The following is a 12,689-nucleotide window of genomic DNA, read 5'->3' as shown; positions in this document are numbered from 1 at the left end:
GCATAACTTTAATTGCACAGTCGCTATGCTATACGAGTTATCGTGGCAAAAATTGCAAAATTAGCAAAACTGCCACGATAACTTGGTATGTCACGCATTTGCTGGTTCTATTGCAATGCGTCCACCTAACGCTCGAACAACTTTCGCAATAGTTTGAAAGCTAGGATTGCCATCTCGTCTTAGGCTTTTGTAAAGGCTTTCCCTTCCAACCTCAGCTTTTTGAGCAATCTCTTTCATGCCTCGAGCTTTTGCAATATCGCCTATAGCAGCTTGCAACAAGCGAGGATCGTTAAGTTCTGCTGCAGCATTGAGATACGCAATAACATCATCATCGTCCTCAAGATACTCACTCGCATCCCATTTACTTATATTTACCATTTTTTCTCCTCAATTAATTGTGCGAGAAGTATCTTCGCTTGCTTAATATCTTTACTTTGACTACTTTTATCTCCACCAGCAAGTAATAGCATTAGTTTTAAGCCTTTTTGTGCAAAATACACACGATACCCTGGTCCAAAAGTGAAACGCAGTTCACTAATACCATTGCAAACTGGATGTAAATCACCTACTGGCTTACCTGCAATTTCGCATAATCTCAGTCTCGCGTTAATTCGAGCTTTAGATTGAGTATCGCGAAGTTTTTCATCCAATTGCGATACTCATCTGTTTTAAGTATCTCCATAAAAGTATTTTATCCTGTAGGATACAGTTTTGCAATATAAGTAAACAATCATATCAGTTATCGTGACAGTTTTTGCTAATTTTGCAATTTCTGCCACTATAACGTATGTGTTTGGGTTGATTTTTGCAGCATAAAATTTCTACTGAGCCAAAAATAACAATTACAAGTATTGCCAATTTTACTGTGTCGCTAAAAATAGTTACAGCTGATTACATGACAGTATTTTTTATTACACTGAGAGCCATTGCACAATTTATTTGCGCAGCAAAATAGCGTTTTAAATAAAGGAGTTATGCGGTGAAGTGCTTAGCAAAGACAGTAGCTGCAATAGTTACAACAGTGACAATGTGTCGCAACCAGTGGTAGGTAAATCATTATGAAAAAGCAAATCTTGGCTTATTTTAAGCGACTTATCAAACGAGAAGCTACTTATATGCCGTTAACATTTATTGGCTTGCTTGGAATTTTTGCAATATTTAGTGGCAATACAATTGCTTACATTTCATCTCCAAATAGGTGGATTGAAACATTTGTTTTTACACTTATTGTTGCTTTTGCACGTGCCTTTATACCTGATAATCGTTATTGAACAATTTATTTCATGACGATTAGCGAAATGCACACAGCACTTCGCTAATCTTCTATTTCATATTTTCTAAGTTATATTACGGTAGATTTTAATCCTATTTGGTTGTTTTTATTTATCAGTAACTTTTCGGTTGCTGTCTAAGATGCTAATATGCAATATTCATAGATTACATTAAGAAGAAGGAATGTCATGAGTCAAGATTTTGGAGTAAAAAATTGGAATCCATCTGCTGCAGCAAATATTAGTAACGATGACGATAATCTTTCTGAAGAAGATTTTGATAAATTGGCTACAGAGCTTGAGCAATTCTTTACCAAGTATGTAGTGTTAGAAAATAATAAGTTTGTAGTTCATGACGATGCGATTATTGCCGATGGTTATGAAGAATATTTAGAAGGCTTTCACATCTTAGCAGAAAAATTCACTGCTGGTCTTGAAGAGGACAGGTAGCGTAAATTAACCACGATAAAGCGAGAGTCTGATTGATACTAGTTTAGCGGAATAACAACATTGACCAACCATGCATCATCATCTTTTTGCGCGTTTAAAGATCCACCTAAACGTTCCACGGATTTTTTGTGGAATAGTAGTCCTTTGCCAAAAACAAGTCTTCCACCAAACTTATTCGACAACGAATTCATACACATTATTTTGCATTCTCGCTCATCAACAGTAACGTTCATAGAAAAGTCAACGCTAGTACTGCAATGCTTACGAATATTAGTAAGCAACTCACTGCACATGCGAATAGCACATTGAGCTTTTTCAGTACTAACAGTTGCAGATGCAGCAAAATCACCACTCCCCGAACTTTTATCAACCACTGTTAGAGAACCATAGTACCCAAGCTGCTCACAAATTTGCCGTTCAGCCTGTAAACGCGCACGAATATTGCATAAGAAATCAGCCAAATTCATGCAATCATTGCTATTAGAACTATAAACAAACTGCGTACTAGCAATATTTGAATCTAAAGAATCATCATACTTTTGTTCAGTTTGCTCAAGCAGGCTGATAACAAGTCTCGCTTTGGAAAGTGCATTACGCGAATGTTCAATAATCTGCTCTAACGATTCTTTTGTATGTTCATTGTTCTTAGCATATAAAGCATCCGTTGCAAGCAGTGTAATATCCGTAATCTCATTGTTCACATCGTCATGCAATTGCAACGCAACCGACGCAATATAAGACTGGAACTTACTCCGTACAATATCCATTTTTGCGCGATTATTTTCTTCCAACATGTTCAAATATTTGCGCAAAACGTAACCACAAATCATGGAAATAAGAATAAAACAAGGAAAAGTAAGCGAAATGTACGCAATTTTTGCAAAGTACATAATATTCAGCGAAACTATGTACGCACAAAGCAAATACTTCCACGAATCATAAAAGCCTGCAACAAACATGCTAGCAATCAGCGCAAAAAGCACGCAAGTTGCATTTACACCTGGTACTGCTAACGTTACGCAATACAAAATCGGAGTTACGAGTGATACTTGACGCGGAAAAGCAATCAAAAGAAATATTGCAAACATCCAAACGTATTGACACGCAGATTGCTGCGGGTTATGCCACAGCCCAGCTGTATTGCACGATTGCACATCCATTGACACTACAAGAATCGCCAATATTATGAATAAAGTTCGCTGAATTTTCCAGCTTTTAACCAACTCAATAACGCGCGAAAATGTTTTCATTAACATGCGTTATCCGTTTCTTGAGAAGGATTCGGATGATTCTGAAGCGAATTATTAAAATATTGCAGATTGCTAGTTTGCTCACGATTTTGCATTGCAGCAAACGCGGATATTGCTTGCACTCGGTTAGAAACATGCAATTTTTTGTAAATCCTATGAATATGCGTGTTAATAGTGTTTGGCATAAGACCAAGTTGAGCCGCAATCTGATTTGTTGTGCAACCTTTAGAGAGCAGATCCATGATTTTTAGTTCTTGAGGCGGCAAAACGCTACGCGACCTTGATTTAGAAAGCCTAATAAAAGATTCTTGCGGAGTAGCAAAATCGTAAGCAACATCTCTAACACATCGGCAGCCATACACCTTCTGATTATCGCAATATTGCAAAGCTTCTGCTAGTCCTTTGAAATTGTCTTTAGCAACCATTGCCTGCCCACCAACTTGCGCTACTGACGAAGCGTAGGATCTACAGTCATACGAAGTCATACCAATTAAAATAATGTTATTGTTTTTCTCGCGAATTGCGCGTATTACCTCTACTCCAGACATGTCTTTCATTGACATATCAATCAAAATATAATCCGGAGTCGTTTTTGTTACTTGGCAATATTTCAAAGCTTGCACGCCTGATTTTACGCACCATTTGCACACGTACTCGCTTGGCAAAAGCTTGCTGAGCACGTTTCGCATAACCGCTAAAACTAGTGGGTCGTTATCTACTATTGCATACGTTTTTTGCATAATGGCTTTCTTGCAATCTTATGCTACTTTTCTTATATTCTACTTTATAAGCATGCGCAAAGTAGGGCAAATCGTGTAGTAATAAATGATTACAAGTAATGCATGTAAGTCAAATGTGATTATAATAAGTAACAATATGCAGCTTTTAGTTGCGTTGAAAATTCATTTTCAATATTGATTGCAGCAGGATTATATGACAAAACGACTAGTAGTATTGCACTCCGCAGAAGTAGCTGCGATGGCGCTTGCCTCAACAGCTGCTTTTATGCGTAGCTTTGGCTTCTTCGTTTTGTGGCTTGTTCTAGGACTTCTTTCTGTTGCATTGTATTCTTATGCATATTTTTTCTTGCGCAAAAGTGTTCTTGAAGGAAAAAACACAAGTAACGCAACTAATGCAAATGAAGCAAATAATACTGCAGAGCTCGATAGCACTAACTCTAGCGATATAAGTAGTGACGTTAAGAGCATAGACAGCAACAAAGAAAGCATGGCTCTTACGCAAGAACGCAAAAAAGTCGAATCACAAAATAAGCAAATACTTAACAATTACTCAAATAATTTAACAAATATTATTTCATGCTTTATTTGTGGGCTTATTCACGTTCCTTGGATTTATTACTACGGAATTGCAAATGGCGTCTTAACATTGGTGATTTTGTGGCGAGTAATAAAGCGTCCACAAGGTCACCCTATTGATGAAAGCGATTTGTAAAGATTTAAGACTTATTGGCAATCTACCATTACGTTGAGTATTAAGTTTTGAGTACATTTATTGCGCGGATGCGATTGAAGCCTCTTGGCGAGCAACATCAAGTGCTTTGTTGAAGGCATCGCTAGTCCAACTTGCTCCAGCAACAACCGAAATATGCAAATCTTTCAACGGCTTTCCAACGATTTTTCCAGGGATATCCTTTGAGAATGCATCCATATGGCCTCTTGAAATCGGCGTAAACGGATGAGGCGTCATTTGCACATCGCTAACATCCCCATTTGCAACGCTTAAGCGCACATCAAAACTGTCTTCTGCAACCGGACCATACGTAGCTTTGACTTTATAGTCGCCATCTTTGTAATTGCCAGTGTCTGTTTTAGGCTGATTCTGCTGGTTCTGAGAATCCTCACTTTGCGCAGAAGATTTAGATTGCTGAGCACCAGCATCGTACTTTCCAGAAGGATTACCACCATCATCCGCGCTTTGACCAGAATTGCCAGCAAACTCATCGTTCATCGGCACAGCGCTCGGCTCGCCGCAAGCAGAAAACATAGCGGACGATGCAGCTACAATCGCAAGCGCAGCAACGGTTTTCGTAACTTTTTTGGATTTCAAATCGTCGCATGAAACATCGTGAAACATATTATCTGAAACCATAAAATCATCGCCTTTAAATCTTGTATATTTTAAAACCTTGCGCAACTAATCATCTAAATTCGCTAATTTAGGCGACTTAGTAGGCTCATGGTCTTGCAAAGCTTCCACAACACTTTCATCAACGTGAGCACTCGTAAATGCAGGCTTGCCGCCAATCGCCTCGTACGCTTTGCGAGCATCCTCGTTATTCCAACGCTCACCAACAAGCACACCGTGGTTGAGCATAATTTCGCGATCCGCGCATTGAGCTACCAAAGAATCATGAGTTACAACAATAATCGTAGTGCCTTGATTGTGCAGCTGCTTAAACAAATCGAGCACAATCTGCTCATTTTTTTCGTCCAAATTACCAGTCGGCTCATCCGCAAGAAGCAACTTAGGGCAGTTGATAAGCGCACGAGCAACGCACACACGCTGCTGCTCGCCACCAGAAAGCTGGCTTGGCAGATGGTGAGCGCGATCCTTCAAGCCCACGCGATCCAAAGCGTCCATTGCTTGAGCTTCGTCAACAACAGAATGATAGTATTGCGCAACCATCACGTTTTCAACTGCCGTTAAATGCGGAACAAGATAAAACTTTTGAAAAACTAAACCGATTACGTTTTTACGAACGTCAGCGAGTTGACCGGCATTCAAATCCTCAAGTTTGCGACCTTGCAAAGACACGGAACCTTTGGATGGTGAATCCATGCAGCCAATAATGTTCATTAACGTTGTTTTGCCAGAACCACTGGAGCCAACAATAGAAAGCCACTCGCCTTCTGGCACAGTAAGCGACAAATCGTCAACAGCTCGAAGAGATCCGTAAATCTTGGAAATATGATCCAACGTCAACAGCATTTTTGGCTTAGACTCCGCGCTATCTAACTTATGTTCTATATTCTCTGTCATATTAAATCCTTAACTAATCACTCTAAAATCACTCTAAAAGCTATTCTTCTCGAAGCACAATCGCAGGGTCGATCTTTGAAGCACGCAAAACAGGCGGCAAAGCAGCAACGCAAGACGCAGCAACGCTAAATACAATAGAGAACACGACTAGCCACCAATTCACGCCCAAATCTCTCGAGAACACCATTGCAGCAAGCAAACGGGCAAACACATACCCTACCGCAGTACCAGCAATACTGCCAACGAAGCCATATACTCCAGCTTCAGCAGTAAACTCCACGCCAATACTCCGTGCGCTCGCACCCAAAGCTTTGCGCAAACCAATTTCATTTCGACGCTGCTGCACAATCGAAGAAATCGTAGTGCTCACGCCAACCATCATCAATACTAGAACAACTAGCGATACAATGCAGAACAGGCTGCGAAGCATAGTGATAATACCAGTGTCAGCAGCAGTAACTTTAGTAACTTGCTGAGCGCGCACGCGCATAGAAGTCATGTCGTTAATACTTCTCACAACCGCATCAACGCTAGGTGAAGAAGACGAGTAAGCAATTACATCTGCTCCACGCTTAACTCCCGTAAGAGAATTTACATCTGCGTTTAGCGCATATAGCATAGAATCCTCTGCACCGCCTGTATCCAAAATGCCACAAACGCGGAAAGTTGTGCCGTGAGTATCCATAATATCCGTTGAGACTCTGCCTTCAACGAGCTTTTGTTGAGATGAATTTTGCGCAGACTGATCTGAAGAATTTGCAGAAGAATTTTGCGCTTGATTCTCTGCTGGCTTATCTGCAGACTGATTTGTAGACTTATTTGCAGATTCACTTGTAGACTTATTTGCAGACTTATTTGCAGACTTCTCTGCTGGCTTATGCGAGCCGGCAGTATTATCCGAAGATCTATATGCAATCGCAATTCGAGAACCTATTTTTAAGCCCATCGCAAGAGCTACATCTCGCCCAACCATAACATTTCCACTGCTAGGCCAAGAGCCGTCTACATTCCAATGCTTATTAAGCGACTTTACTGAACGAACGTCTATTCCTGCTAAAACATACGGAGCTGCGTTAATACGCACGTTTTCGTAACGATATGTAGCAGATCGCATAGCACCTTTTGCAAGAACCATATCGTTTGTGTGCAAAACCATCGCGCGATCAATACCGTTTTTCCACTCACCCTCAATTGGAGTTACGATAATATTCGCTCCATAAGCACGCATTTCATCGCTCATTTGCTGAGGCACAACCAGGCAGATTGCAGCTAAACAAAACAGCGTAGCAGCACCAACAAGCGTTGCAATAACAGCCATCAAAGCACGCGATTTTCTACGAAATACCGCGCTAAATAGCATGGTAATAAACATAGAATTGTTGGAAGTCATATAAGATTTACCTGCCATGAAGCACCTCCGCAGGACGCACACTCAAAATCGAACGAATCGACGAGCCTGCAGCCGCAAGCACAGTCAACGCAAGCAGCACGAACACTAGAACAAATACCATTGGTCGGAACAAAATCGAAGAGCCAAACACTGTGAAACCAATAATCTGCGCCACCGCAAATCCCAAAGCCATGCCGAGTAACGTTCCACCAAACGCAATAACCGCAGTTTCCATAAGCATAAGACGAGCAACAGCACCATCACGTGCACCCAAAGCCTTAAGCAATGCAAGCTCGCCAGAACGCTCAGAAATTGAAGCAGCCATAAGATTCGCCACAGCAACAGCAGCAGCAATTAAACTCAACGCAGTCATCAAAACCATAACAGCACGCGTCTTATTTAATACGTTACCCTGCAACGCCGCAACTTGACGAACCTGCTTTGCAACAGCTCCAGGAATTACCTCCTCAATTTGGTAAGTAATCGAACTCGGGTAAGCCGTGCAATACCAAGTTTCCCACTCTTCCTGGCTTAGCGCTGCCGGATTTTTAGCAGCCTTTCGCGCTAAATCATTTTCAGGAGTAGTAAGCGCCTTTACTTCAATCGAATCAACCTTATTCGGCTTATTTGCAAGGCCTTGAGCATCGCTAGAACCTGCGTAGATTGCGTTATTGTCGTCGTCGCCAGAATCGTATACGCCAACCAAGCGCAACGAAACCTCGCGTCCGTCACGAATCAAACGCAAACGCTGGCCAAGTTTTAAGTGCAAACGCTCAGCTAGCTGCGCACCTACCATTGCTTCAGATTTATTATCTTTTGCCCAACGACCTGCATTAATCTTCCACCAAGAGCGCAAACCTCTAACACCAACAACTGTTGTTTCCCCGGAAGCGAGCGCAAGCTTACGATTAAACCAAGTTCCAATAATAGGCACTACCAAATCGCCAGAAGATTTCGCTTCAAGATTTGCATGAACAATTATTTTCGGCGCAAAATTAGTGATATTAAACGCCCAGAAAATCATTTTTATTTTTGCAGCATCAGATTCTTTTAGCGAAGCAGTAGACTCGTGGCTTTCCGCAGCCTTTAAACTCTCAGAACCATTAGTATCAATCTGCTCTCGAGAAGCATACAAATCATTTACAACAGCGCTAGATTTTGGCTGAACCACAATATTTGAACCATATGAACTCAGCTCTGCGTTAATTTTGTCTCCAACGTCATACACAACGCTAAGCATTGACACGCTAACGCACGCGCTTAAGCACACTACGAGCGCAATTAACACACGCTTTTTCAATTGCCGCACAAGAGATCGAGCAACCATGCGCATCATAAACATAGCAACTCTCCCTTACTTAAAATGCGAACTGAGCACGTCTAAATCAGCAGTATGAATTGTGATTTTGCCATGCCCAGCCTTATACGGGAACGGAATCGGATTGCAACCACCTTTAAAACCGATAGTTGCCAAATTAATTGCTACGTCGCACTTACGGCAAATAATCTTACCGTCTTTTTCATAGTAGCCTGCATCGCCGCAGTTTTCGCAAGCATCCAATCCAACGCCATACGCTCCACCATTCTTTTTAATGATTATAAAACGCATAATAGTGCCGTCTTTTGCTTTGTATTGGAAACGATGCAAATGACCATCTGAAACTTGAACGTAATTAATAGTTGCAACACCATCGTGCAATTCATACGGTTCTGGAGGCGTAAGAGTTGGTTTAATATTCATAATAGATACGCCTACAGTAAGCGTAAGTATTACTGTGATAGCAGCCAAAAGAGCTGCGAGCGCAGACTTTCGAGATTTCCTTTTAAACGCTCGCTTCGTGCGAATTTCTGCTGCATTTTCACCAACTACAGCCGTTTTAAAGCCGATTATTACAGACGCAGCAGCAGGAATCATGAACACGCTAATTTGCGCCATAATCATTAATGGAGCGTTATTAATTAGCCAAACAAGCACGCTGAAAGAAAAGTCATCCATATAAAGCAGAATGCTTCCTTGCATAATCTGCAAAAGTGAAGTTATGTGCTGCACTAGCAAAATAATCATGCTTAAAACTACAGCAATTTTGAAGCAAATAGCGTTAGACGTAGTGCGCAAAGAACGCACCATAAGACTTAAGCAGATAGCAGCAATAACGCCAAGCACAAAACCAAGCGCGCGAAGTAACATGTCTGATGTAAAAGGCGGAGTGCTTGAATCTACGAAAATAGTAAGTTGCAAAATAACATCTGGTAAAGCATAAAACACAGTAAACGCTAAGCAACATGCACCAATCGCGTTACTTATGTGCATTAAAAGCGGGCAATTACGCCAATTTTTTATTATTTTGTGTGAAAAAATAACCACAATAATTGCAGCAATATCAAGCGGAACCGCAATACACAACGCCGGCATATTAATAAAGTTTCGCTGATTAATTACCACAGATGCGCGGAGTATAGCAAAAATAAGAGCTGCGACTGTGCCTGCAGACAGCCCATACAATCTCCAACGTGCACTCAGAGGCTTATCTCGCCCCTCGCCAACAGTAAGCGATGTGCTTAATCCCATTGTGAGTAGCGCAAGAGGGAGCAGCCCAGGCATAACTGCCACAAACAGTCTGAGCATAACTCCCTCCTTTGCTATTACTTATTATTTACTAAAATTATTAATTAATCGCTAATTATTAACTAGCTATCACTACCACTGACGAGGAGTGTACTTCCAATCGTCGAAGGTTGCCTTAATTGGCTCAGTCCAGAAGCGACCAGTTACGCCGGTAGCAGGATCGACGTGAAGCATCCAACCCTTCTTTTCTGGGGATTCAATAGAAAGCACGAGCTTGTAATTTCCAGCTTTGTCAAGCTTAACGTTTGCACCGTAGTGAGGACCATCGGAAGCGTTCATCTGCATAAACGTGCCCTTACCAACGGATTCGCCGCTTGCCTTATCGACAATCTCATAATTCACAGTCAAATCTGGAATGAACTCGCCCTTACCGTAGCCAAGCTTTGTACCTTTTTGGTTAGCGTGGATATCGGCTTCAAGGTGGAAGCTTGCTTCGCTTGCCTTCAAGCCCATGCCAGCTGGAACCATGTCCACTGGCTGGAAGTACACAGCGCCAATAGTAAGAGGTCCAATGTTCTGATCTTGGTGAGGACCAACTGGAACCTCCTCAAAGCCCTTATCACCGCCCTTGTCGTCAGCCTTGTCGTCAGCCTTCTGCTCGGTTGCTTGTGACTTAGCATCAGTTTTAGCTGAATTGCCATTAGAACCGCATCCAGCGAGCGCAAGCAGCCCAGCAAGAGCCAAAGCTGCAATTGCCATCATTTTATTATTCTTCATATCTAACCTTCTGTGTTTGTTGTTAGTTATTTTTATTTAATTGTTGTTATTGGTTGTTTATTAATTATTTATTAGTTGGTTATTTGTTGTTTTGCTTATTTATTTTCTATCGCGCGTTTCCCACGACTTCGCGCAATAGATACGCAAAGCAGTGAAATCACAACAATTGCTGCCACAATTTGAGCAACAATCGTCTCAACATACGGATAGAACCCAAGCCAATCGTTAGTTGGCAAGCCTTGAATATACATTCCTTCGAGAGCATCACCCTCGATTAACGCGTGCACACCACCGCCTGCAAAAATCACTACGAGAACAGACATAAGAGCACTTGTTCCAGTAAAGAATGGGCGAATTGGTATGCGCACAGATGCGAAACGAATCAGCAAGAATATCACTACAAGAACTGCAGCAGCAGAAATGAAGCCTCCCCAAATCATAGAGTCAGCTCCGTTTGAAACTGCAAAGATTGCTTGATAGAAGATTACAGTTTCGGCACCTTCGCGGAACACCGCAAGGAAACTCAATAACGCTAAAGAAACCAAGCTTCCCTTAGAAACTGCTGCCGTTGTTTGCTCACTAATATACTTATTCCATGCTTGCACTGAAGATCTAGAAATCATCCAATTACTCGTGTAAAGCAGCATAAGCATTGCGAACAATGCAACAACGCCTTCTGTAATCTCCTGCTGCGGACCAGAGCCATTAAATAGCAAGCCGAATAGTGCAGCTACAGCAAGAGATGCCACAATTCCAGCCGCAATACCTAAGTAAATATACTTCACCATATTCTTGTGACCGGATTTAACAAGGTATGCAATAATTGCTGCAACAACTAGCAACGCTTCCAAACCTTCACGAAGCAAAATCACGAAAGCTTGACCAAATGAGCTAGTTATGAATTGCATAAATGGATTTGCGCTTGAAGATGCGCCTTTGTCTAATTTTGCTGCGTCTTCAATAAGCATCGCTTTAAGATCCGTTACGAACTTTTTAGCTTGCTCAACAGTTGCACCGTTGTTCATTGTTTGGCGGCACTCTTTGAATTGATATTCGACAGTCGAAACGCGACTTCCGCTTATTGCATTCATCACGTTCTTCTCGAAACCAAGCTTTTCGTAATACTGGTAATAGGCTTCGTTAATTAAATCAACTGCAGATGCTACTTGAGTTTTATTACCTTTTGCAGACTTGTATTTTGCAACAGACTCGTCGAGAATAACGTTCATTTCTCGAGCAACTTGACCCCACGTACGACCATTGCGCCCGAGGTTTTTCTTTTTTGCAGCATCAAGCTTTTTGCGCTCTGCTTTAATTTGCGCACGCAACTTTTGTGCATAAACATTTGGCTTATCCACTTTTAAGTTGGCATCGAGACTAGATGCAGTTTGTGCAACATCCACTGAAAGAGCCGTTGAAACAGCACTTATTTGTGAACCTTGATTTTGCTGGTATACAAGCGTTTGTAGCTGCTGGAATTGATCAGTTTGTGCCTGAACTTTATTCTGCCCGATTGCATCTCGCACAACCGTAATCATGTTAGAAGCAACGTAAACGGAATTGTATGCTGCTTCAAATCGAGTTGCAGCTCCAGAATTGTTGCCACTATTGTATTCTGATTGACCTTGTAGCAATTCTTTGTTAATTGCTTTAGAAACTTCTGTCCAGCTAGTATACGAACGATCTGCATCTGTTGCAAAAGCTGGAATAGTTGTAGCAAACGAGCTCACTATGCAACCTACCAACATGCACACAGCCAGAATCAGTGCAGCCGAGTCACGAATAATTCGGCGCACTTTTACACACGCGCGCATAACATCTCCTCGCGTTCTTCCGCGTCTTCTTGCGATTCCGCACTTCTCACGCGTTTTACGCCTTTTGCGTTAACGCATTTCCTGCATATCTACGCGCTCTACCCCAAATTGAGCGCACCCAACTAAAACTTGCCATTACAAAGGCCCCACAGGTACATAATATCGACATAT

The 12,689-nt window shown here is 41.7% G+C and carries 14 protein-coding genes; 3 read left to right on the top strand and 11 right to left on the bottom strand.

Annotation, left to right across the window (positions count from 1 at the left end; genetic code table 11):
- Window positions 1-90: 90 nt before the first annotated feature.
- Complete coding sequence (locus HXT37_RS01070) at window positions 91-378, bottom strand: addiction module antidote protein (RefSeq protein ID WP_012913778.1); 288 nt, start codon at window positions 376-378, stop codon at window positions 91-93.
- Complete coding sequence (locus tag HXT37_RS01065; protein WP_004109878.1) at window positions 372-650, bottom strand: type II toxin-antitoxin system RelE/ParE family toxin; 279 nt, start codon at window positions 648-650, stop codon at window positions 372-374. Before HXT37_RS01065 ends, HXT37_RS01070 begins: the two co-directional genes overlap by 7 nt.
- Before the next feature lie 408 nt (window positions 651-1,058).
- Between HXT37_RS01065 and HXT37_RS01060 the strand changes: the two genes are divergently transcribed.
- Complete coding sequence (locus HXT37_RS01060; protein ID WP_004109881.1) at window positions 1,059-1,271, top strand: hypothetical protein; 213 nt, start codon at window positions 1,059-1,061, stop codon at window positions 1,269-1,271.
- Window positions 1,272-1,460: 189 nt separating this feature from the next.
- A complete protein-coding gene (locus HXT37_RS01055) occupies window positions 1,461-1,721 on the top strand; it encodes a hypothetical protein (RefSeq protein WP_004109882.1) in 261 nt (86 codons plus the stop codon).
- A 38-nt stretch (window positions 1,722-1,759) separates the two neighbouring features.
- Here HXT37_RS01055 and HXT37_RS01050 read toward each other — a convergent pair whose 3' ends face one another.
- Window positions 1,760-2,977: a histidine kinase dimerization/phosphoacceptor domain-containing protein gene (locus tag HXT37_RS01050; protein WP_012913775.1), complete on the bottom strand. Its 1,218-nt coding sequence runs from the start codon at window positions 2,975-2,977 to the stop codon at window positions 1,760-1,762.
- Window positions 2,971-3,711 carry a response regulator transcription factor gene (locus HXT37_RS01045; protein WP_012913774.1) on the bottom strand — a complete coding sequence of 247 codons (741 nt, stop codon included), beginning with the start codon at window positions 3,709-3,711 and terminating at the stop codon, window positions 2,971-2,973. The genes HXT37_RS01050 and HXT37_RS01045 overlap by 7 nt, the downstream gene beginning before the upstream one ends.
- Window positions 3,712-3,904: 193 nt before the next feature.
- Between HXT37_RS01045 and HXT37_RS01040 the strand changes: the two genes are divergently transcribed.
- Window positions 3,905-4,423 (top strand): hypothetical protein, encoded by a 519-nt coding sequence (locus HXT37_RS01040; RefSeq protein WP_102703321.1) that lies wholly within the window; start codon window positions 3,905-3,907, stop codon window positions 4,421-4,423.
- Window positions 4,424-4,480: 57 nt separating this feature from the next.
- Here the strand turns inward: HXT37_RS01040 and HXT37_RS01035 are convergent, their stop codons facing one another.
- The 7 genes from HXT37_RS01035 to HXT37_RS01005 form a co-directional block, all read right to left on the bottom strand.
- Window positions 4,481-5,080 (bottom strand): FMN-binding protein, encoded by a 600-nt coding sequence (locus HXT37_RS01035; protein WP_102703320.1) that lies wholly within the window; start codon window positions 5,078-5,080, stop codon window positions 4,481-4,483.
- Between the two features lie 45 nt (window positions 5,081-5,125).
- Entirely contained in the window at window positions 5,126-5,971 is an 846-nt protein-coding gene (locus tag HXT37_RS01030; RefSeq protein WP_102703319.1) for an ABC transporter ATP-binding protein, read from the bottom strand.
- Between the two features lie 40 nt (window positions 5,972-6,011).
- A complete protein-coding gene (locus tag HXT37_RS01025) occupies window positions 6,012-7,379 on the bottom strand; it encodes an ABC transporter permease (protein WP_012913771.1) in 1,368 nt (455 codons plus the stop codon).
- Complete coding sequence (locus HXT37_RS01020) at window positions 7,369-8,703, bottom strand: ABC transporter permease (RefSeq protein WP_012913770.1); 1,335 nt, start codon at window positions 8,701-8,703, stop codon at window positions 7,369-7,371. Before HXT37_RS01020 ends, HXT37_RS01025 begins: the two co-directional genes overlap by 11 nt.
- A 12-nt stretch (window positions 8,704-8,715) precedes the next feature.
- The gene (locus HXT37_RS01015; RefSeq protein WP_012913769.1) at window positions 8,716-9,987 is read right to left on the bottom strand and encodes a DUF2318 domain-containing protein; all 1,272 of its coding nucleotides are present in this window, start codon (window positions 9,985-9,987) and stop codon (window positions 8,716-8,718) included.
- 72 nt (window positions 9,988-10,059) lie between these two features.
- Window positions 10,060-10,704 carry an iron transporter gene (locus HXT37_RS01010; protein ID WP_012913768.1) on the bottom strand — a complete coding sequence of 215 codons (645 nt, stop codon included), beginning with the start codon at window positions 10,702-10,704 and terminating at the stop codon, window positions 10,060-10,062.
- A gap of 95 nt (window positions 10,705-10,799) precedes the next feature.
- Entirely contained in the window at window positions 10,800-12,518 is a 1,719-nt protein-coding gene (locus HXT37_RS01005) for an FTR1 family iron permease (protein WP_410310248.1), read from the bottom strand.
- Window positions 12,519-12,689 lie beyond the last annotated feature (171 nt).

The organism is Gardnerella sp. DNF01151 (assembly GCF_049244235.1).
GTDB lineage: Bacteria > Actinomycetota > Actinomycetes > Actinomycetales > Bifidobacteriaceae > Bifidobacterium > Bifidobacterium swidsinskii.
The sequence above is the reverse complement of the archived record's forward strand: the minus strand, read 5'-3'. Positions and strand labels throughout refer to the sequence as shown.